Here is a 20803-nt window from a genome sequence, read left to right as displayed (position 1 = left end):
TACGGTTCCGCAAGAACGCGCATTCAGCCCATGCGTTCGGACACATGTTCTCCGGGAGACGCGGGAAAAACGACCGTCCTGTTTCCGTTCAGGAAGACCCGGTGATGAATATGAGCGTGGATGGCCCGCGCAAGCACCTGGCTTTCCACATCCCGGCCAAGGCTGACATAATCCATCGCGCTCTGGGCATGGGTAACGCGGATCGTATCCTGCTCGATGATCGGCCCCTCATCGAGATCGGCGGTGACGTAGTGGGCGGTCGCACCGATCAGCCGCACGCCACGCTCATAGGCCTGTTTATAGGGATTGGCGCCCTTGAAAGACGGCAGGAAAGAATGATGGATGTTGATGATGCGGCCAGACATTTCCTGACACAACGAGTCCGACAGAACCTGCATGTAACGCGCCAGCACCACGAGCTCCGCCCCGTTATCCCGCACCACCTGCAGGATCGCGGCTTCGGCCTCGGGCTTCGTTTCCGGCGTGACGCGGATGTGATGGAAGGGAATATCCTCATTCACCACCTGCTTCTGGTAATCGAGATGATTGGAGATCACGGCGACGATCTCGACCGGCAGCGCACCGATGCGGGAGCGATACAGCAGATCGTTCAGGCAATGACCGAAGCGCGAGACCATGATGACGACCTTCGTCTTTCGCGAAAGGTCGTGAATGTCATAATCCATATCAAAGTCCGCCGCGACGGGACCGAACCCGTCAAGCAGTGCATCGCGTCCCGATCCCTGTTCGGAAACGAAGCTCAACCGCATGAAGAAGCGGCCCGTCTCCTGGTCGGTGAATTGCGAACTGTCGTTGATGTTGCAGCCGGACCGGGCGAGATAGCCGGAGACGGCGGCGACGATGCCGCTGCGCGCCGGGCACGCGACTTTCATGATATAGGTGGTCAAATCCTGCTCCCCCTTGATGGATCAGCACTCCGGCAGGTTGACGGCGATGCCGCCCTGCGAGGTTTCCTTGTATTTCACATGCATGTCGCGGCCGGTCTCGCGCATCACGGTGATGCAATTGTCGAGCGGCATGAAATGGGTGCCGTCGCCGCGTAGCGAAAGGCTGGCCGCCGAAACGGCCTTGATGGCGCCCAGCGCATTGCGTTCGATGCAGGGAACCTGAACGAGCCCCGCCGCCGGATCGCAGGTCATGCCGAGATGATGCTCCAGTGCGATTTCGGCGGCGTTTTCCACCTGCGCGTTGCTGCCGCCCAGAACCGCGCAAAGCCCCGCCGCCGCCATCGCCGCCGCCGAACCCACCTCGCCCTGGCAGCCGACTTCCGCCCCTGAAATCGAGGCATTGTGCTTGATGAGACCGCCGATTGCCGCCGCCACCAGCAGAAGGTCGCGGATGCCTTCGCGGTGCGCACCGACGCAATGGTCGAGATAATAGCGCGCCACCGCCGGCACCACGCCCGCAGCACCGTTGGTGGGCGAGGTGACGACGCGCCCGCCGGCGGCGTTTTCCTCGTTTACCGCCATGGCGTAAACGCTCATCCAGTCATTGGCCTGATGTGGCTGGGTAAGGTTCAGCCCGCGCTCGGATTGCAATTGCGCATGGATAGCCTTCGCCCGGCGCTTCACTTTCAGCCCGCCGGGCAGGATGCCCTCCTGCGTCAGGCCCCGCTCGATACAGCTTTCCATCACCTCCCAGACGCGGTCCAGCCTCGCATCCAGTTCCGGCCCGTAAACAACCTCTTCATTCGCCCGCTTCATCTGAGCGATGGTCTTGCCGGACGCGCGGCCCATGCGCAGCATTTCCGCCGCCGAGCTGAAAGGATAGGGCACCGGCTGCTGCTTGCCGGCGCTCAATCCCCCGGCCGACCTTTGCAGCTCCGTTTCGGTGACGACGAAGCCGCCGCCAATCGAATAATAGACCTCCCGGTGATAGGTGTTGCCCTGACGGTCGCAGGCAATGAGGACCAGCCCGTTGGCATGGCCGGGAAGCGGCGGGCCATAATCGAAGACCAGATCCCTGTCCGGATCGAACCGCAGCGCCGGCAGCCCCTCGGGCCCGACGAGGCCGGTCCTGCGCACTTCCGCCTCGATCTCCTCCACCCGGTCGGGGTCGAGCGTATCGGGTTTCAGCCCGCACAGGCCGAGAATGACCGCGCGATCCGTCGCATGGCCCTTGCCGGTGAAGGCGAGTGAGCCATGCAGGCTCGCCCGCAGGCCGAACAGGTCTCCAGCCCCCGGGAACTTGTCGCCGCCACGCAGATCGTCAAGAAACCGGGCGGCAGCGACCATGGGTCCCATCGTATGAGAGGACGATGGGCCGATGCCGATCTTGAATATATCGAAGACCGACAGAAACATTTACGAACCGTAGATCGGGAAGGCGTCGCAAAGCGCTGCAACCTGCGCCCGCACGTCGGCCTCGATTGCGGCGTCACCTTCGGCATTCGCCGCCAGCGCATCGATGACACGCAGGATCAGCGCACCGATCTGTTCGAACTCGGCGACGCCAAAGCCGCGCGTGGTGCCGGCGGAGCTGCCGAGCCGGATACCCGAGGTGACGAAGGGCTTTTCCGGATCGTTGGGAATGGCGTTCTTGTTGCAGGTGAGCCCCGCCCGCTCCAGCGCGATTTCGGCGATCTTGCCGGTCACGCCTTTCGGGCGTAGATCGACCAGCACCATATGGCTGTCGGTGCCGCCCGAGACGATCCCCAGACCGCCCTTCGTCAGCACTTTGGCCAAGGCTTGCGCATTGGCGATGACCTGACCGGCATAATCCGCGAAGTCCGGGCGCAGCGCCTCACCGAAAGCCACGGCCTTGGCGGCGATGACATGCATCAGCGGACCGCCCTGATTGCCGGGGAATACCGCCGAATTGAGCTTTTTGGCGAGATCTGCATCGTTGGTGAGGATAACGCCGCCGCGCGGGCCGCGCAGGGTCTTGTGGGTGGTGGAGGTGACGACATGGGCGTGCGGCACCGGGTTCGGATATTTGCCGCCGGCGATCAGCCCGGCATAATGGGCCATATCGACCATCAGATAAGCGCCGACTTCATCGGCTATTCTGCGGAAGCCGGCGAAATCGATTTGCCGCGGATAGGCCGAGGCCCCTGCCACGATCAGCTTCGGTTTCGTCTCCAGCGCCTTTGCCCGTACCTTCTCCATATCGATCAAATGAGTTTCGGCGTCGACCTCATAGGAGACCACATCGAACCACTTGCCGGACATGGTGACCGGCGAACCGTGCGTCAGGTGGCCACCATGGGCCAGTGAAAGCCCCATGATCCGGTCGCCGGGCTGAAGCAGCGCCAGAAACACCGCCTGATTGGCCTGCGCGCCGGAATGCGGCTGCACATTGGCGAATTCAGCACCGAAGAGCTGCTTCAGCCGGTCGATGGCGACCGCCTCGACCTTATCGACGAATTCGCAGCCGCCGTAATAACGCTTGCCGGGATAGCCCTCGGCATATTTGTTGGTCAGCACCGAGCCTTGCGCCGCCAGAACATCGGCGGAAACGATGTTTTCCGAAGCGATCAGCTCGATCTGCGTCTTCTGGCGATCGAGTTCCTCGGCGATGGCGTCGGCGATCACCGTGTCCGAAACGGTATTATGTGACAGTCGGTTGAGCATTGTTTTCTTCTCCCAGATCAGGCGATGTCCGCCGCAAGTTCCTTGCAGCCGGTTTCAAGCAGATGGCCAAGATGCGATACGAAACTGTTCCAGATATCCATGCGAAAACGGTTTTCCGCATCGCGCCAGAGCACCACGCTGACGCCATCGAAAATCGTCCGGCGTCCCTCGCCAACAGCAATCGTGTCGATATCGCGGGCGCAGCCCAGCGTCAGCAATTCGGCAGCCCGCGGACCTTCGATCAGGAGCGTCACTTCTCGTCCGGAAATATCGACGAGACTATGCGGATGGCTGGCGTAAACACCTGCGCAGGCGACAATCAGCCCGTCAACCGCGCTGACAGGTGCAAGCACGGTCCATTCGTCGGGGCCAAGGCGCAGGACCTTGATGTCGCCTGAGGCGGCGCGGAGGCCGATCCGGTCCGGCAGCGTAAGGCCAAGGGCGGCGTTGAGCGGGGCGAGATCGCCGCGCGTCCGCAGCGACAGCCGCGCCTGCGCGGCCAGAATGCTGACCCGGGCTGCTTTGCTCTCGGCCAGCGTGCCGGGAACGGGGGAGGAAACGCGCATGTTCATTGTCATCTCCTAGAGCATTTCCAGTAAAGGCGAATTCGCCTTTACGTCCGGAAAATGCGCAAAAACAAAGAGTTATAGCATATCTGGCGAACTTGTGTTCGCCGGATATGCGCTAGTCAAATCTTCAGGCGGGTATTTTCGGGATCGACGAAGACCATCCCGGTGATTTTCGCGGCAATGGTGCGGTCCAGCATCGGAATGTAGACGGTCTCGCCCATCCGCTCATGACCGCCTTCCACCAGAGCGAGCGCAATCGGCTGGCCTGCGGCATCCGAGTGATAGGAGGAGGTGACGTGACCCACCATTTTCATCGGAATCGGCTGTTTCGGATCGAAGACGATCTGCGCGCCCTCTTCCAGCTTCGAGCGGTCCTCAGTCAGAAGACCGACGAGGTGACGGCGGCCCTTGGCAACGAGATCGGGGCGGGCAAGACCGCGCTTGCCGACGAAATCCGGCTTGTTCTTGCCCACGGCCCAGCCCATCGCCGCATCATAGGGCGTGACCGTGCCATCGGTGTCCTGGCCGACGATGATGTAACCCTTTTCGGCGCGCAGCACATGCATGGTTTCCGTGCCGTAAGGCGTGATGCCATATTGCTGGCCGGCCTCCCACAGGATTTCCCAGAGCTTGCGGCCGAGCGGCGCCGGCACATTGACCTCGAAGCCAATCTCGCCGGTGAAGCTGACGCGGAACAGCCGCGCCGGCATGCCGGCCACGGTGCATTCCACGCAGGACATATGCGGGAAAGCCTCTTCCGTCAGTTCGACACCTTCCACCAGCGGCGTAAGCAGCTTTGCCGCGTTCGGGCCGTTCAGCGCAATGGTCGACCACTGTTCGGTGGTCGAGGTCAGCCAGACATTGAGATCTGGCCATTCGGTCTGGAGGTAATCCTCCATCATGTTCAGCACACGGGCGGCACCGCCGGTCGTGGTGGTGACATGGAAACGGTCCTCGGTCATGCGGCCGATAACGCCATCGTCGCGAATGAAGCCGTCATCGCCGAGCAGCAGGCCATAACGGCAGCGGCCGGCGGCAAGCTTCGTCCACGGGTTGGTATACATGCGGTTCATGAACTCGACCGCATCGGGACCGACAACCTCGATCTTGCCGAGCGTCGAGGCATCGAAAATGCCAACGCTCTGGCGCACCGCCCGGCATTCACGGCTGACCGCCGCATCCATGTCTTCGCCCGGCTTCGGGAAATACCAGGCGCGACGCCATTGCCCGACCGGCTCATAAACCGCGCCGTGCTCCTCAGCCCACCCGTCGATCTGCGTCTTGCGCGTCACTTCGAAATGCGCGCCACGGTGATAACCCGCAAACGCTCCGAAGGTCGTTGGCGTATAAGGCGGACGGAAGGTGGTCAGCCCCACCTGCGGCTGGCGCTTGCCCAGCGCTTCCGCAGCAATGTTGAGACCGTTGATGTTTGACATCTTGCCCTGATCTGTCGCCATGCCGTTGGTGGTGTAGCGCTTGACATGTTCGATGGAGCGCATGCCCTCACGCACGGCGAGCCGCAGATCCTTGGCGGTCACATCGTTCTGGTAATCCACGAAGGCCTTGGCCTTGCCGGCATCGCGGTCGCTCGGCAGTTCCGTGTGCGAGACGCCGCTGCCGGTACGGTCATGTTCCACCGCATGGCTGGAACTATTGGCGGCCTTGCCAAGCGCTGTGGCGACTTCACGGCCCCGCTCCGCACCGTCCTTCAGCGCCGCCTCGATGCCCCACAGCCCTCGCCCGGCCCCGGCAATCACGCAATCCTCGTTGGTGAGGGCAGGAAGGAACGTAGTCCGCTCGTCGTCCCAGGCGATCTTGCCCTGCGTATGGGAAAAGAGATGCAGCGACGGCGTCCAGCCGCCCGACATCAGCACGGCATCACAGGCGATCTCCTGTCCCGCACCGACCGACGCGCCACTAACCGCATTGACCCGGACCGACTTGACCCGCAGCCGGCCCGAGGTCGCCGTGACCGTATGCGACAGCCTGACCGGAATGCCGAGCGCGCGCGCTTCGTTCACCAGTTCCTCGCGCACTTTGGCGCGGGTATCGACAATGGCCTGAACACGCGCGCCCGCGCCGTGAAGATCGAAGGCCGCATACCAGGCGCTGTCGTGGCTCGTCACCACCACCGGCCGGTTGCCGACCTTGACGCCGTAACGGTTGAGATAGGTCTGGGCAGCGCCCGCCAGCATCACACCCGGCCGGTCGTTGCCGTGGAAGACCAGCGGCTTTTCCAGCGCGCCCTGCGCCAGCACCACCTGGCGCGCCCGCACCCGCCACAGGCGCTCGCGCGGCGTATCCTTCGGCACGGTTTCCAGATGGTCGGTCAGCTTTTCGCAGAGGCCGATCATGTTCTGGTGGTAATAGGCAATCGCCGTCGTGCGGGTCATGACCCTGACGCCACGCTCCTTCAGCGCCTTCAACTCATCCGCCAGCCAGTTCCATGCAGGCTTACCGTCGATCTTCGCCTGCGGTTCGGAGAGCAGCGTGCCACCGGCTTCGGCATTTTCATCAACCAGCACGACCTTAAGGCCATCGACCGCCGCCGCACGCGCCGCCGCAAGACCGGCAGGACCGGCGCCGACGATCAGCACATCGCAATGCAGGTTGCGCGAGGCATAGGTGTCGGGGTCCTCCTCCGTCGGCGAAACGCCGAGACCCGCAGCCGCGCGGATGAAGGGCTCATAGACCTTGTTCCAGAAGCTTTTCGGCCACATGAAGGTCTTGTAGTAGAAGCCCGCCGAAAACAGCATATAGGCCATGTCGTTGACCGCGCCTATATCGAATTTCAGGCTCGGATATTTGTTCTGCGAGGTGGTTTCCAGCCCGTTCCAGATTTCCTGCACCGTGGCGCGGGTGTTCGGCTCGAAACGTCCGGCGCCGCGGCGGGTGCCGATCAGCGCATTCGGCTCCTCGGAACCCGCCGCCACCGGGCCGCGCGGGCGGTGGTATTTGAACGAGCGGCCCATCAGATGCACGCCATTGGCGAGAAGCGCGGAGGCGACCGTATCGCCCTTCACACCGCGATAGGTCTTGCCGTCGAAGGTGAAGCTCACGGAGCGGGCGGCATCCACACGGCCACGGCCGGAAACGCGATAGGAGTTCATTTCGACACCTCGGAACTGGCTGGTGCACGGGTCAGGGAAGAAAGTTCAGGACGCGGCTCGCCCGCCCGATAGGTCGTGAGGAAACGGTCGCTCACCGTGTCGCGCACGGCGTTGAAGAAGCGGCCGCATCCATGCAGGTGCCGCCAGCGCTCGAAATGTGGACCTTTCACGTTTTCGCGGATGAACAGGAATTCTTCCCATTGCTCATCGGTCTGCGACGAGGGATCGGCGGCGCGGCTAATATGGGCCTGCCCGGCATAGGTGAATTCGGCTTCCGGCAGTGTTTCGTTGCAATAGGGGCAGCGGATCAAAAGCATCGTCGTATCCTCAGAGCATTTCCAGTAAAAAAGCGAAGCGGTTTTACGTCCGGAAAATGCGTGGAAATTAATGCGCCACAGCAGCGGCGGCGGCCTCGTCGATCAGGCGGCCGGAACGGAAGCGCTCCAGCGTGAACGGCGCGTTGATCGGGTGCGGTTCGTCTTTGGCGATGGTCCAGGCGAAGGTATGCGCAGCGCCGGGCGTGGCCTTGAAACCGCCCGTACCCCAGCCGCAATTGACGTAAAGCCCGTCAACCGGCGTCTTGCCGAGAATGGCCGAGCGATCCGGCGTCACATCGACGATGCCGCCCCATTTACGCAGCATCCGCATGCGGTTGAAGATCGGGAAGATTTCGACGATGGCCGCGATGGTGTGCTCGATCAGCGGCAGGCCGCCGCGCTGCGAATAGGAGGTATATTGGTCCGTACCCGAACCGATCACCAGCTCGCCCTTGTCGGACTGGCTGATATAGGCGTGGACCGCGTTCGACATCACCACGCAGGGGAAGATCGGCTTGATCGGCTCCGACACCAGCGCCTGCAACGGATAGCTTTCCAGCGGCAGACGCACGCCGGCCGTATCCATGACAACCGAGGTGTGGCCGGCGGCGGAAACCGCGACCTTCTTCGCCTTGATGAAGCCCCTCGCCGTCTCGACGCCCGCGACGGAGCCGTCGGCGTTGCGGCGAATGGCCGTGACCGGGCAGTTCTGGATGATATCGACGCCGCGGGCAGCGGCGCCGCGCGCATAACCCCAGGCGACGGCATCGTGACGGGCCGTGCCGGCCCGTTCCTGAAGCGCACCGCCCATGACCGGGTAACGCGCATTCGGCGCGATGCTCAGAGGCGGGCAATATTCCTTGCACTCTTCCGGGGTGAGCCAACGATTATCGACGCCATTCAAACGGTTGGAATGGATGTGGCGCTTGAAGCTCTGCACATCATGGACGTTATGCGCCAGCATCAGCACGCCGCGCCTTGAATACATGACGTTGTAGTTCAATTCCTGACTGAGATTTTCCCACAGATCGACGGCGTGATCGTAAAGACGGGCGCTCTCGTCATAGAGATAGTTCGAGCGGATGATCGTGGTGTTGCGGCCGGTATTGCCGCCGCCGAGCCAGCCCTTATCGATGACGGCGACATTGGTGATGCCGTGCTGGCTGGCCAGATAATAGGCAGCGCCCAGACCATGGCCGCCGGCGCCGACGATGACCACGTCATATTCGGCTTTCGGCTGACTGTCGGGCCATTGCTCGTCCCAGTTCTTGTGGCCGGTCAGGGCATTCCGCAAAAGATTGAAGGCATTAAAACGCGTCATGAGCGGACCCGATGGTTGGAAAATCTCGTGTCGTAAAAGCTGGAGCATTTCCAGCCGAAGCGATCTCGCTTCGGCGTCGGACAATGCGGCACAAAAAAAGGGTAGAGCATTTGCCGCGCCCCGGCTGGACAATCGCGTCTGTTTGCATGAATATTTGCGTCATGACCTCACACCGCGCCAGAAAACGCCTCAGCGTCGCCTTCCTGCTTGCCGACCGCTTCACGCTGTCGGCCTTCGCGAATTTCGTCGATGTGCTGCGCCTTGCGGCCGATGAGGCGGACCGTTCGCGGCCTATCCTGTGCGAATGGTCGGTGCTTTCGGCGACCATGAGCAGCGTGCAGTCGAGCTGCGGCGTGAAGGTGCAGCCTGATACGCGGCTGATGGACGCCGGGCATTACGACTATATCGTCGTTGTCGGCGGCTTGATCAGCGATCACAGCGCCCTGCCGCAGGAGGCGCTGCGCTTCCTGAAAGACCGGGCGGCGGCGGGCGTTCCCATCGTCGGGCTCTGCACCGGCGTTTTCATCCTGCACGAAGCGGGCCTGCTCGATGGTTATCGCTGCTGCGTGAGCTGGTTCCACCATCAGGATTTTCTCGACCGTTTCGATACCGTCCAGATGATCTCCGACCAGATCTTCGTCATCGACCGCGACCGGCTGACCTGTTCCGGCGGCCACGGCGCCGCGCATCTGGCAGCCTTCCTCGTCGAGCGTCATGTCGGCCAGTCCGCCGCCATCAAAAGCCTCAACATCATGATGATCGATAGCGCACTGAGCGGCGAAAAGCCTCAACCCGGCCAGCAGAGCACGCGCAAGGCCAATGATCCCCTCGTCAAAAAAGCAATCCTGCGGATGCAGCAGAATATCGAGGTTCCGAGAACCGTGCTGGAACTGGCGAATGATCTCGGCCTTGGCCGCCGCAGCCTCGAACGGCGGTTCCTCGCCGACCTGGGCGCAACGCCTTCGAAGGTCTATCTCGAACTGCGGCTGGATCGCGCTTTGTCGCTCCTGCGCACGACGCGTGACAGCATCACCCAGATTGCGCTCGCCACCGGTTTTTGCGATGCGCCGCACCTTTCCCGCACGCTACGAGCCGAGCGCGGTTTCACTCCCAGCGAATATCGCAAGACTCAGGCCGGGCACGTCGCAACCGAAGAGGAATTCGCTGTCGGCGTGCTGCTTCCACAATCCTGAAAATCTTGCCTCGGTTCTAGGAACCGGCGCCCATGAAGGTCATCCGGGTAAGAGCCGTATAGCTGGATTCCGAGGCCATCAGGGCTGCGAAGACGAGCACGAGAACCGGCGGAAGCAGGATGGCGTAGATCAGGACCAGCCGTTCCCAGGCCATGTGCATGAAAATCGCCATGATCAGCCCCGCCTTCAGGATCATGAACAGGATGATGAGAGACCATCTCGGATAGCTCTGAATGCCGAGATAATCGACCATATAGGAGAAGGCGCTGAGGACGAAAAGCAGTCCCCAGACCACCATGTAAAGTCTTATCGGATGCTGCTGTCCCTGTTGTGACTGTTGCTGTGCCATGATGCCATCCTCACTCACCACAGATAGAAGAATGCGAAGATAAAGACCCACACCAGATCCACGAAGTGCCAGTAAAGCCCGGTTATCTCGACGATCTCGTATTGCCCCTTGCGGCTGGTGAAGAACCCCCGCCTTTCCTCATCGAAATCTCCCCGCCAAACCTTGCGCGCGACGATGAGAAGAAACAGGACGCCGATGGAAACATGGGTGCCGTGAAAGCCCGTGATCATGAAGAAAGCCGAACCGAACTGCGCCGCACCCCACGGGTTTTCCCAGGGGCGAACGCCCTCCGCGATCAGCTTGCTCCATTCGAATGCCTGCATTCCCACGAATGTCGCGCCAAGCGCTGCCGTCGCCACCATCAGCGCGGCGGTTCTGCGCCGGTCGCGGCGATAGGCGAAGTTGACGGCCATGGCCATCGTGCCGCTGCTGCTGATGAGAACAAAGGTCATGATGGCAATCAGGATCAGCGGAATGTGCCTGCCGGCAATCGTGAGCGCGAAAACCTCGCTCGGATTGGGCCAGGCTGCGGTGGCCGACATGCGCGCCGCCATATAGGCCAGCAGGAAACAGCCGAAAATGAAGATATCGCTTAGGATGAATATCCACATCATCGCCTTGCCCCAGGGGACGTTCTTGAACGCCCGCTGGTCCGATGACAGATCGGCGGCGACGCCGCGCAGCCCCGCCGGCCGCAGATGCGGATCACTTACCGGTCTTTCCTCCATGGATGCGGCCATGATCGACACTCCTCAGGTGACCAATTGACGGCAGAGATCGACGAAACTATTCGCCCAGCCGGCGAAAAGCGCAAAAAGGACCAGCCAGACGACCAGCATGAAATGCCAGTAGATGGCGCACAGCTCCACACTCAGGCGCATTCTTGCCGACAAAGGCTCGCTCCGGGCGCGGATTGCGGTGCGACCAAGCACGAAAAGCCCGCCCAATATATGCAGGCCGTGCAGGCCGGTGATCATGTAGAAGAAGCTGTTCGATGGGTTATCCGCCAGAACATAGCCTGCGGAGATGAGTTGCCGCCACGCCAGGAATTGACCGGCGACAAAGAAAACAGCCGCCGCAAAGGCTGTCACAAGAGCCGCATTCAGCCTGTCGCGACGATCTGGACGGATTTCGGTTTTCGCCCATTGCAGCGCCAGACTGCTGGCGGCGAGCGCCGCGGTATTCACCCATAACAGTCCGGGGATCGGGATACCCCACCAGTCGGCGCCGCCCATGCGGCCGAGATAGGCGCTGATGAGCAAGGTGAACAAGGCACCGACAACCGCCAGAAATATCCCAAGTCCGACTTTCGCGATTGTCGCCGACGATCCCTGCATCTGCGGCGCATCGCCTGCCAGACCGACCTCCAGCCAGGGCTTCGAGGCCAGCCGCTGCCGCGCCATCCACCAGCCGATGATGCCGGCGATCCCGGCCATGAAGACGAGGATGGCGCTCATGACAGGGCCCTTTCGGACGGCCCGGCCGCAGCCGGCTGGTTTTGCGGCAGGAAATCCTCAGCCGCGCCGGGCACGCTGTAATCATACGGCCAGCGATAAACGACCGGCAGTTCCTTGCCCCAATTGCCATGAACCGGCGGGGTCTGCGGCGTCTGCCATTCCAGTGTCGTGGCCCGCCACGGATTGCCGACCGCCTTTTTGCCCCAGCGCAGGCTCCACTCGAGATTGAACACGAACAGCAATTGCGCCGCACCGACGATGAGCGCGGCCACGGTGATGAATATGTTCAACGTGTGCGCCGAATCTGGAATGAAAGCGGTTTCGCCCAGCTCGTAATAGCGGCGCGGCACGCCCATCAGCCCAAGATAATGCATCGGGAAGAAGATGGCATAGGCACCAAGGAAGGTGATCCAGAAATGGACGTGCCCCATTGCCTCGTTCAGCATCCGGCCCGTGACTTTCGGATACCAGTGGTGAATCGCACCGAAGATCACCATGATCGGCGCCACCCCCATCACCATATGAAAATGGGCGACCACGAACATCGTATCCGAAAGCGGCACATCGACGACGACATTGCCGAGGAAGAGACCCGTCAATCCGCCATTGATGAATGTGACGATGAAGGCGAGCGCAAACAGCATCGGCAGGGTGAGATGGATATCGCCGCGCCAGAGCGTCAGCACCCAGTTATAGACCTTGATCGCTGTCGGTACGGCGATGATCAGCGTCGTGGTTGCGAAAAAGAACCCGAAATTCGGGTTCATGCCGCTGACATACATATGATGCGCCCAGACGACGAAGCTCAGCGCCGCGATGATGACGATCGCCCAGACCATCATGCGGTAGCCGAAGATATTCTTGCGCGCATGGGTGCTGATCAGATCCGAGACGATGCCGAAGGCGGGAAGTGCGACGATATAGACTTCCGGATGGCCGAAGAACCAGAACAGGTGCTGGAACAGGATGGGACTGCCGCCCTCCTGCTTCAATTGTTCGCCCATCTCCACGATGGCCGGCATGAAGAAGCTCGTGCCGAGCAGCCGGTCGAACAGCATCATGACGGCGGCGACGAAGAGCGCCGGGAAAGCAAGCAGCGCCATGGCGGTCGCCGTGAATATGCCCCATATCGTCAATGGCATGCGCATCAGCGTCATGCCCCGCGTGCGTCCCTGCAACACGGTGACGACGTAATTCAGCCCGCCCAAAGTAAAGCCGATGATGAACAGGATCAGCGATGACAGCATCAGGATGATGCCCCAGTCACGCCCGCCCGGCGTTCCCGAAAGAAGCGCCTGCGGCGGATAGAGCGTCCAGCCGGCGCCCGTCGGCCCGCCGGGTGCGAAGAAACCGGCCACCAGCACAAGGACGGCGGAGAGGTAAAGCCAGTAGCTCAGCATATTGGCATAGGGAAACACCATGTCGCGCGCGCCGAGCATCAGCGGGATGAGGTAGTTGCCGAAACCGCCGAGAAACAGCGCGGTGAGCAGGTAAATCACCATGATCATGCCATGCATGGTGATGAACTGATAATAATGCTCCGCATCGATGAAGGAGAAATAGCCGGGAAAACCGAGCTGCAGGCGCATCAGCCAGGAAAGCACCAGCGCCACCATGCCGATTGCGATGGCTGTCAGGAAATATTGAATGGCAATGATCTTGGCATCCTGGCTGAAGACATATTTCGTCCACCAGCTTTTCGGGTGATAAAGCTCGACGTCCTCGACTTCAGCGGGCTGAATGACCTGCCCGGCGCCGGATCCAATCTCGACCATGTTCCAACCTCCCTGTTCCCCCGATGCGGTCTTCCCTTCCAATATGCGCGGCGCTTATCTGGCCGCCGGCGTTTCCGCCGAAGCCAGCAATTTCGAGAAAGTCGGCTGCTGCTGCAGCCAGGCTTGATAATCGGTCTCGGTATCGACGACGACGGTGCCGCGCATCTGCGGATGGCCCACACCGCACAGTTCCGCGCAGAGAACCTCGAAGGTTCCCGTCCGGGTCGGCGTGAACCAGTAATAGGTGACCGAGCCGGGGATCATGTCCATCTTGGCCCGGAACTCCGGCACGTAGAAATCATGCACGACATCGACCGCGCGCAGCAGCATCTTCACCGGCCTGCCGGCGGGCAGATGCAACTCGCCGCCTTCAACGATGACATCGTCCATTCCGGCGGGATCGTTCCTGTTCAGGCCGAGCGGATTGCCGGGTCCAATAGCGCGCGTATCCGCCCGCCCGAGCCTTCCGTCCGCTCCCGGCAGGCGGAAACTCCATTGCCATTGCTTACCGACGACTTCCACCTCGCTCGCACCGTCCGGAACGGTTACGAACTGGTTCCATACGAAGAGGCCCGGCAGAAGCATCGCAGCCACCCCAACCCCGGTTCCGCCCGCCAGCCACCATTCCAGGCGCTTGTTTTCGGGCTGGTATGCCGCCCGGTTTCCGGCGCGGTGCCTGAAGCGGAACACGCAATAGGCGACGAACAGCACAACGGCCGAGAAAACGAAGCCGGTGATCCAGAAAGTGACGATGATCGTATTGTCGATATAGCTCCAGTTCGAGGCTATCGGCGTCCACCACCACGGACTCAGCAGGTGGAATACGATCGATCCCACCACCAGCAGAACGAGAATCACAACGACAGCCATCGTCTCCTCCCGTGACCCGGCCACGAATACTTCTACAACCCCATCGCGAAGTATATTAGAATTATCTCATAAATTGATCGGGCGAGCAATTACGGTGGCGCCTGCGGCAGCGTCTCCTTCCTGTGCTACGGCCTCAATCGTGAAAGCAATCGCGAAAAGCAGACAGATCGGAAGAAAACGATACCACATGGCATGCCCACACTCTCCATGGCCATCCCACCCGCCGCGGCTCCCCTCAGCGGGGCCGCAACGGCAGGCAGGATGATCTACGGATAGATTTCCTCTATGAATTCAGGGCGTACGGCTTGGATAATCGGACACGATCAGTTTCCGATAAAGGTGCCAGGTCGAGTGGCCGAGGATGGGCATGACGACCGCGAGGCCGATAAATACCGGGATCGTGCCGACGACGAGCAAGGCCGCGACGATCAATCCCCAAAGCGCCACCGGAACCGGGTTGGCAAGCGTGGCGCGGATGCTCGCATCCACGGCCGCGACTGCGCCGACATCCCGGTCGAGCAGCAGCGGGAACGCCACCACCGTTGTCGCCAGCACGACGACCGCGAAAACGAAACCGGCCAGATTGCCCCAGACGATGAGGGAGAGACCTTGCGAGGTCGTCAATACGTCCGACAGAAAGGTGGAGAGCGAAACCGGACCGGTCGCATCGAAAGTCGCAGTGTAGATGTTCTGCGCAACAATCAACCAGACGACGAAAAGCACGAACAGCATGACGGCGACCGCGATGATAGACGGCAGGGCCGGAGAGTGACGAACCTCCAGTGCATGCCGCCAGGAGCTATCCAGCCCCTGCTCACGTCGCCGACTGATTTCATAAAGCCCGATGGCCGCGATCGGACCAATCAGTGCAAAACCCGACATCAGCGGATAAATAACCGGCAGCAGATTGGCGCCGGAACTCCACATCACCAGAAAAACACCGGCGATCGGATACATAAGACAGAGAAAAACATAGTGGGACGGCTTTTCTTTAAAGTCCTCAAGTCCCAGCTTCAACGCATCCACAATATCCGGGATGCCAATCTTGCGGACTTCCGGGCGGGCAAATTCACCACTCGCACCGGCCATGACATGGAATGCCGTCATAGCACTTCTCCTCCTGCGCCATGATCCGGCTGGCGGTACAGGAACGCTCGGTGACTTCTATCGACGCGTCAAACCGCAACCGGCTGTTTTGTAATTTATCAAATTCTGTCGCCTTTGTCGCCTATTCTTTAAATTGGAGAAATCAGACGCCCGCCGCCGGCACGGTCGACAGAACCGCACTTGTGCAGGTTTTGGATCGTTGCCAGCTCCGCGCACTGTCTATGGCGCGTGCGAAGCGGGCATGGTCTTCGGCATCGACCGATCCATCGGGCGTGAATATCTCGGCATCGCCTCGCAGGGCCGCGACATCGACACCGCACAGTTCCGCCAGACCGAGCGCCGTCAGCTCGCGCATGGCGGGCACGCAAATGGTTCGACCGCTGGCGGCGGCCAGAAAGCGGGCGAAATAACGGCTGTTCGACAAGCCGCCATCGATGGAGATCGTGTCGCCTATGGGGGCGACGGCCGATGCCGCCTCGATCAACCGCGCCGTCAGCAGGGCAATGCCTTCCAGCACGGCGCGCACCATGTCACGCCGCTCGGTGGCGTGGTCCATGCCGATGAACAACGGCACGGCCTGCCTGTCCCAATAGGGCGCGGCAAGGCCAGAAAGGGCGGGCACGAAGACAAGGCCTCGGCGAATGGCCGATGGTCCCTCGAAACCGTCGAGTTCGGTATTTTCAGCATAGAGGCCGATCTTTTTCGCCCATTCGAGCGCCGCGCCGGCATCATAGATCCCGCCTTCGATGGCGAAAACCGCAGGCGCGCCCTGCATTTGCCAGCCAACGGTCGGCAGAAGCTCTCCCGTCAACGGCCGCCCGTTACCGGCAACGGCCAGCAGAAAGGCCCCGGTTCCGAAGGTTATCTTGCAATCGCCGGCCTTGCGGCAGCCATGCCCATAAAGCGCCGCCTGCTGATCGACGATGGAAACGCGGATGGGCGTTCCCTCAACCGCGCCGAAGCCGCTATCGACAGGGCCGATTTTGGGCAGGCAATCCGGCGGCACGCCGTGAAGCGCGCAGAGTTCCGGGCTCCAGTCTCCGGTTGAAAGATCGAGCAGACCCGTGCGCGACGCCGTTGCAAGGTCGGTGCGGAAACAGCCCGTCAGCCGGTCCAGAAAAAACGCATCGGTGGTGCCCAGCCGCAAACGGCCTGCGGCGCGTGCCTGTGCCACTGCCGGATTGTGCCTGACCAGCCAGGCCAGTTTGCTGGCCGAAAAATAGGGATCGAGCGGCAGCCCGCAAATCTCTTTCGAACGACCCGTTGCCGAAGGCGGCAGGGCGGCCAGCGCTTCGGCGGTGCGGGCATCCTGCCAGACGATGACCGGCGACAGCGCCTCGCCGCTCACGGCATCCCACGCCAGGCAACTCTCGCCCTGATTGGCGATGGCGATGGCATCCACCGGCCCGGCGGCAGCCAGCACTGCGCGGATGTTGCCCAGCAGTTCTTCCGGATCATATTCCACATGGCCGGCGGCCGGATAAAATTGCGCGTGACGCCGGCTGACCACGACCTCCGCCGTGCCGCCATCGCTCACCACAAGGCACCGGGTCGATGTCGTTCCCTGATCGATTGCGGCGATGCGCATCAATTGGTCTCCTGAAAGTGAAAAGCAATCTGGCTCGCTTCAAACGCAGCGCCGGGAATGGGCACCAGTACACGGCGTTCAGGACACCAACGATCGGTCTTGCTCCACACTTCCGTTCCATCGAGATGCAGCGAAAGCCGGCCTTGAATACGTCTGGTGAAACGAAGCTGAAAGTCACGAAATGCGGGTCTGTCGAGCCCACCCGGCCGCAACATGGCGGGAACCGCCAGCTTGAGCGGATCGGCGAAGGTGACGGGCACCCCCGGCGCGCCGCACGGTTCCCGGGCGAGATCGTCAGCCACCGCCGCGCCAACCCGACGGCCCTCGCGAAACGCCCAGCCGCCCGTTTCCACGGCCCGCAAGACATTCCCGCCGGCGAAGAATATCGGGTTGGGCATCCGTCCGTCCTGATCGATCAGCGGCCCGGCGCTGCCTGCCGCAACATCCACAGGGGACGCATTGAGAAGCGCTGCCTCCGGCGTGAACCGCCCGGTCAGCAGAATACCGTCGCATTGAACTGTCAGGATGCGACCATTCGCAAGACGGATATCGGCCTCCTCGACCCGGCCGCGTCCGCGAATATCCTTGAGTGTCGCACCACAATGAAAGGGCACCCCGGCCAGTCGCGGAAACCAATGGAAAGGCGACCGCGCCAGCGGATGGGGCTCCGGCTCGATCATCGCCACCGGCCGGGCGCGATGCGTCAGGCAGGTCAGAAGCGCGGAAAAGGAAACCAGTTCCGAACCGATGATAAGCGGCCGGCGAAAGGGCATGATGCCGTGAAAGGCGACATAGGATTGCAGCGTGCCGGTGGTGACCACACCTACCGGCCTGTCGCCGGGCAGAAGCCGCGCGGAGCGTGGTTTTTCCCGCGCGCCGGTCGCAAGCACGATACGCCGGGCCTTCAGCGTCTCGACACCGCGCGCCGATGCCACCAGCAGCGCACCATCCTGCCTGAATTCCACCACGGAATGACCAGTGCGGATATCGACACCCGCATCCTGCGCCTGCCGCTGTAGGCGTTGCGCATAGGCCGGACCGAAATAGACGCGTCCGAATTCACGCATCCCGAAGGGCGAATGCAGGCAATGCCGGGTCGCGCCGCCAAGGGCCGGCTCGCGGTCAAGGATCATCACGCGGGCGATACCGCGCGCTTTCAACTCCAGCGCCGCCGCCACGCCCGCCGGACCGCCGCCGACCACGATCACATCCGCACTCATCGGTCGTCTCCCTCGCGAACGGCAAGCGGAGCTGCCAGACGGTCGCCCGTCATCGCGGCCAGCCGGGCGTTGCAATAAAAACCCTGACAGCGGCCCATGCCGGCGCGGGTGCGCCGCCGCAGCCCGCCGAAATCGCCCGGCGGCACCGGGCTTAAAAAGGTCGCCTCGATTTCGCGGCGGGTGACGAGTTCGCAATGACAGACGATTTCGCCGTGATCGGCACGCTGCCAGTCCCGCTCGCAGGTTTCCGTCAGGTTGGGCATCGTCACGTCAGGAGCCGAGGGTGGTGGGACAAAATGCGTGCCGAAACCTTCGTGAAGCCTCAGCGCATGCTGCGCCAGGCCGAGTGCGGCGCTGAGGCCCGTGGAGCGAATGCCGCCAAGCGTGATCGCCCGCCGGTCCGGCCGGGCGGAAATGCGGTAATGCTTCTTTTCAGACGCGGGGCGCAGACCGGCATAAACGGCGGTCACGGAAACGGAAGCAAGCGCCGGAACGATCTCCGCGCCGCGTTCCAGCAGTGCTTCCAGCGTCGCCGTCTCGACCGTCGCGCGCTCCCGGTCTTCCTGCTCTTCCGCCGTCGGGCCGACGAGAACATTGCCGAAGGCGGTGGGGCACACCACGATGCCCTTGGTGATTTCGGTCGGAACGGGCAGGACGATGCGCGGCACATGCCGACGGGCAGCCTTGTCCAGCACCACGAACTGCCCCTTGCGGGGCTTGATGGCGAAGTCGGGCGAAAGCCCCAGACGCGCATCGACGATATCGCCGAACAGCCCGGCGGCGTTGACGACACTCGCGGCAAGGATAACGCCTGCCGTCGTCTCGATCAGCCACGTGCCGTCGAACGCACCGGACAGAACTTCCGCGTTACGCACCAGCTGCGCGCCGAGCGCCACCGCCTGCGTGAGATAGCCCAACGGGGCGGACCACGGATCGATGATATGTTCGCCCGGAACGTCGAGCGCGGCGACAAGGCGGTCGGACAGGCCCGGCATGGTTTCACGGGCCTGCCCCGCTGCGAGGAGATCAAGCCCGGCAATGCCGTTACGCCGCCCCTGATCGGCGATCGCCTGCAGTTTTTCCGCCTCGTCCGGGCTCCAGGCGCAGACCAACGCGCCTGTTTCGACAAGGCTGAGGCCCATCTGCCCGTGAATGGAGAGATATTCCGCCCGGCCTGCCCTCACCAGTTCCAGTTCCAGACTGCCTTCCGGCGCATCGAAACCGGTATGGAGGATGGCGCTATTGGCCTTGGAGGCGCCGGAGAGGATATCGGGGCCTTTTTCGATGACCACCACCTTCGCACCGGCCAGCGCGAAACGGCGGGCGACCGCGCAACCGACCACACCAGCGCCGATGACGGCGACATCAAATTCCGTGGAGGGGGTTTCAGCCATGGGCTTCCCTTTGCCTTCGTCTTTCAAAGCGAAATCAACGGGCGCGACGGATCGCGCCGATGCAGCAGCGGCGTTCATAAACGCGAGTGAAATTCGCGCCTGTGCCAGTAGGGGCAGCCAGCGCCAGCGGGCGGCCCCGAGACTTTATTTCACGAAAGTCTTGGTCAGGCCCGCCGTGCGGTCGACGATGAGGACGACGGCAAGGGTGAGCACGATCAAGAGAACGGAAATGGCCGCAACGAGCGGATCCGCCTGCGTTTCCACATGCTGATACATGGCCACGGGAAGCGTGGTGATGCGCGGGCCGGTGAGGAACAGCGAAATTACCGCTTCATCGAACGACACCAGAAAGGAAAGTGCCGCCGTCGCCACGACACCCGGCGCGATCATCGGCATGGTCACGCGTCGGAAAATCGTGAGCGGCGATGCCCCGAGCGTGGAAGCGGCCTCCTCGAAGATCAACGGCAGGCCGGCAAGCGAGGTGGTGAGAACACGCAGCGCATAGGGCAGCACGATGATGAGATGCGCGATCACCAGACCGGTGAAGGTGCCGAGCAGGCCGGCACCGGCAAAGACGATCAGGATCGCGAGGCCGAGAACGATGGTCGGCAGCAGCAGCGGCGCGGTGAAGAAGGCGAGAAGCGCATCCGCCCCGATCACCCGCATGCGCACGATGGCATAGGAGGCGGGCAGCGCTATCAGCATGGAGAGCACGGTGACGATGATGGCGAGAAGGGTGCTGGTGCCGAGCGCTCCCATCATCTTGGAATTGTGCATGAGATCGACATACCAGCGCAGGCTCCAGCCGGAGGGCGGAAAGGTCATGTAGCTATCGGCCGAAAACGAGATCGGCACGACGAGAACGACGGGCGCCAGCAGGAAAAGGAACATGACGAAGGCGACGATTTTCAGCGCCAGCGGAGCGGGACGTTCTTCCATC

18 protein-coding genes are annotated in these 20803 nt (G+C 62.1%); 1 reads left to right on the top strand and 17 read right to left on the bottom strand.

The features are described 5' to 3' along the window. Nucleotides 1–23 precede the first annotated feature (23 nt). From purU to ACQZ60_RS20115, 7 genes are all read right to left on the bottom strand, one after another. Nucleotides 24–908, bottom strand: a complete 885-nt coding sequence (purU, locus tag ACQZ60_RS20145) for a formyltetrahydrofolate deformylase (RefSeq protein ID WP_003521996.1) — start codon at nucleotides 906–908, stop codon at nucleotides 24–26. Between the two features lie 21 nt (nucleotides 909–929). Next, nucleotides 930–2324 (bottom strand): L-serine ammonia-lyase, encoded by a 1395-nt coding sequence (locus ACQZ60_RS20140; RefSeq protein ID WP_448735985.1) that lies wholly within the window; start codon nucleotides 2322–2324, stop codon nucleotides 930–932. Continuing rightward, nucleotides 2325–3593 (bottom strand): serine hydroxymethyltransferase, encoded by a 1269-nt coding sequence (gene glyA / locus ACQZ60_RS20135; RefSeq protein ID WP_448735984.1) that lies wholly within the window; start codon nucleotides 3591–3593, stop codon nucleotides 2325–2327. It abuts the gene before it with no gap. Between the two features lie 17 nt (nucleotides 3594–3610). After that, nucleotides 3611–4165, bottom strand: coding sequence for a sarcosine oxidase subunit gamma (locus ACQZ60_RS20130; RefSeq protein WP_448735983.1), 555 nt, complete (start codon nucleotides 4163–4165; stop codon nucleotides 3611–3613). A 116-nt stretch (nucleotides 4166–4281) separates the two neighbouring features. Further along, nucleotides 4282–7272, bottom strand: coding sequence for a sarcosine oxidase subunit alpha (locus ACQZ60_RS20125; protein ID WP_448735982.1), 2991 nt, complete (start codon nucleotides 7270–7272; stop codon nucleotides 4282–4284). Further along, a complete protein-coding gene (locus ACQZ60_RS20120; protein ID WP_080853706.1) occupies nucleotides 7269–7589 on the bottom strand; it encodes a sarcosine oxidase subunit delta in 321 nt (106 codons plus the stop codon). Before ACQZ60_RS20120 ends, ACQZ60_RS20125 begins: the two co-directional genes overlap by 4 nt. Nucleotides 7590–7656: 67 nt before the next feature. Further along, nucleotides 7657–8910 (bottom strand): sarcosine oxidase subunit beta family protein, encoded by a 1254-nt coding sequence (locus ACQZ60_RS20115; protein WP_448735981.1) that lies wholly within the window; start codon nucleotides 8908–8910, stop codon nucleotides 7657–7659. 146 nt (nucleotides 8911–9056) lie between these two features. On the opposite strand from ACQZ60_RS20115, the gene ACQZ60_RS20110 reads away from it, so the two are divergent. After that, nucleotides 9057–10103, top strand: a complete 1047-nt coding sequence (locus tag ACQZ60_RS20110) for a GlxA family transcriptional regulator (RefSeq protein WP_448735980.1) — start codon at nucleotides 9057–9059, stop codon at nucleotides 10101–10103. Between the two features lie 16 nt (nucleotides 10104–10119). Here ACQZ60_RS20110 and ACQZ60_RS20105 read toward each other — a convergent pair whose 3' ends face one another. From ACQZ60_RS20105 to ACQZ60_RS20060, 10 genes are all read right to left on the bottom strand, one after another. Next, nucleotides 10120–10452: a cytochrome C oxidase subunit IV family protein gene (locus ACQZ60_RS20105; protein ID WP_142781206.1), complete on the bottom strand. Its 333-nt coding sequence runs from the start codon at nucleotides 10450–10452 to the stop codon at nucleotides 10120–10122. Nucleotides 10453–10466: 14 nt separating this feature from the next. Then, entirely contained in the window at nucleotides 10467–11192 is a 726-nt protein-coding gene (locus tag ACQZ60_RS20100; protein ID WP_448735979.1) for a heme-copper oxidase subunit III family protein, read from the bottom strand. Nucleotides 11193–11204: 12 nt separating this feature from the next. Beyond that, entirely contained in the window at nucleotides 11205–11909 is a 705-nt protein-coding gene (locus tag ACQZ60_RS20095; RefSeq protein WP_448735978.1) for a cytochrome c oxidase subunit 3, read from the bottom strand. Continuing rightward, entirely contained in the window at nucleotides 11906–13684 is a 1779-nt protein-coding gene (locus tag ACQZ60_RS20090) for a cytochrome c oxidase subunit I (protein ID WP_149743074.1), read from the bottom strand. Before ACQZ60_RS20090 ends, ACQZ60_RS20095 begins: the two co-directional genes overlap by 4 nt. Nucleotides 13685–13738: 54 nt before the next feature. Further along, nucleotides 13739–14554 carry a cytochrome c oxidase subunit II gene (locus ACQZ60_RS20085; RefSeq protein ID WP_448735977.1) on the bottom strand — a complete coding sequence of 272 codons (816 nt, stop codon included), beginning with the start codon at nucleotides 14552–14554 and terminating at the stop codon, nucleotides 13739–13741. A gap of 291 nt (nucleotides 14555–14845) precedes the next feature. After that, nucleotides 14846–15661, bottom strand: a complete 816-nt coding sequence (locus ACQZ60_RS20080) for a DUF2189 domain-containing protein (protein WP_448735976.1) — start codon at nucleotides 15659–15661, stop codon at nucleotides 14846–14848. 142 nt (nucleotides 15662–15803) lie between these two features. After that, nucleotides 15804–17249 carry an FGGY family carbohydrate kinase gene (locus ACQZ60_RS20075; protein ID WP_448735975.1) on the bottom strand — a complete coding sequence of 482 codons (1446 nt, stop codon included), beginning with the start codon at nucleotides 17247–17249 and terminating at the stop codon, nucleotides 15804–15806. Continuing rightward, nucleotides 17249–18469, bottom strand: coding sequence for an NAD(P)/FAD-dependent oxidoreductase (locus ACQZ60_RS20070; RefSeq protein ID WP_448735974.1), 1221 nt, complete (start codon nucleotides 18467–18469; stop codon nucleotides 17249–17251). The genes ACQZ60_RS20075 and ACQZ60_RS20070 overlap by 1 nt, the downstream gene beginning before the upstream one ends. Continuing rightward, nucleotides 18466–19863, bottom strand: a complete 1398-nt coding sequence (locus tag ACQZ60_RS20065; RefSeq protein ID WP_448735973.1) for an FAD-dependent oxidoreductase — start codon at nucleotides 19861–19863, stop codon at nucleotides 18466–18468. Before ACQZ60_RS20065 ends, ACQZ60_RS20070 begins: the two co-directional genes overlap by 4 nt. 144 nt (nucleotides 19864–20007) lie before the next feature. Next, nucleotides 20008–20802: an ABC transporter permease gene (locus ACQZ60_RS20060; protein ID WP_020812344.1), complete on the bottom strand. Its 795-nt coding sequence runs from the start codon at nucleotides 20800–20802 to the stop codon at nucleotides 20008–20010. Nucleotide 20803: the final 1 nt, after the last annotated feature.

Source organism: Agrobacterium sp. 22-223-1, from assembly GCF_053522385.1.
The sequence above is the reverse complement of the archived record's forward strand: the minus strand, read 5'-3'. Positions and strand labels throughout refer to the sequence as shown.

Coding starts and splice junctions, on each gene's coding strand:
- ACQZ60_RS20140 (WP_448735985.1), bottom strand. CDS start 2,324: ATGTTTCTGTCGGTCTTCGATATATTCAAGATCGGCATCGGCCCATCG.
- glyA (WP_448735984.1), bottom strand. CDS start 3,593: ATGCTCAACCGACTGTCACATAATACCGTTTCGGACACGGTGATCGCC.
- ACQZ60_RS20130 (WP_448735983.1), bottom strand. CDS start 4,165: ATGAACATGCGCGTTTCCTCCCCCGTTCCCGGCACGCTGGCCGAGAGC.
- ACQZ60_RS20125 (WP_448735982.1), bottom strand. CDS start 7,272: ATGAACTCCTATCGCGTTTCCGGCCGTGGCCGTGTGGATGCCGCCCGC.
- ACQZ60_RS20120 (WP_080853706.1), bottom strand. CDS start 7,589: ATGCTTTTGATCCGCTGCCCCTATTGCAACGAAACACTGCCGGAAGCC.
- ACQZ60_RS20115 (WP_448735981.1), bottom strand. CDS start 8,910: ATGACGCGTTTTAATGCCTTCAATCTTTTGCGGAATGCCCTGACCGGC.
- ACQZ60_RS20110 (WP_448735980.1), top strand. CDS start 9,057: ATGAATATTTGCGTCATGACCTCACACCGCGCCAGAAAACGCCTCAGC.
- ACQZ60_RS20105 (WP_142781206.1), bottom strand. CDS start 10,452: ATGGCACAGCAACAGTCACAACAGGGACAGCAGCATCCGATAAGACTT.
- ACQZ60_RS20100 (WP_448735979.1), bottom strand. CDS start 11,192: ATGGCCGCATCCATGGAGGAAAGACCGGTAAGTGATCCGCATCTGCGG.
- ACQZ60_RS20095 (WP_448735978.1), bottom strand. CDS start 11,909: ATGAGCGCCATCCTCGTCTTCATGGCCGGGATCGCCGGCATCATCGGC.
- ACQZ60_RS20090 (WP_149743074.1), bottom strand. CDS start 13,684: ATGGTCGAGATTGGATCCGGCGCCGGGCAGGTCATTCAGCCCGCTGAA.
- ACQZ60_RS20085 (WP_448735977.1), bottom strand. CDS start 14,554: ATGGCTGTCGTTGTGATTCTCGTTCTGCTGGTGGTGGGATCGATCGTA.
- ACQZ60_RS20080 (WP_448735976.1), bottom strand. CDS start 15,661: ATGACGGCATTCCATGTCATGGCCGGTGCGAGTGGTGAATTTGCCCGC.
- ACQZ60_RS20075 (WP_448735975.1), bottom strand. CDS start 17,249: ATGCGCATCGCCGCAATCGATCAGGGAACGACATCGACCCGGTGCCTT.
- ACQZ60_RS20070 (WP_448735974.1), bottom strand. CDS start 18,469: ATGAGTGCGGATGTGATCGTGGTCGGCGGCGGTCCGGCGGGCGTGGCG.
- ACQZ60_RS20065 (WP_448735973.1), bottom strand. CDS start 19,863: ATGGCTGAAACCCCCTCCACGGAATTTGATGTCGCCGTCATCGGCGCT.
- ACQZ60_RS20060 (WP_020812344.1), bottom strand. CDS start 20,802: ATGGAAGAACGTCCCGCTCCGCTGGCGCTGAAAATCGTCGCCTTCGTC.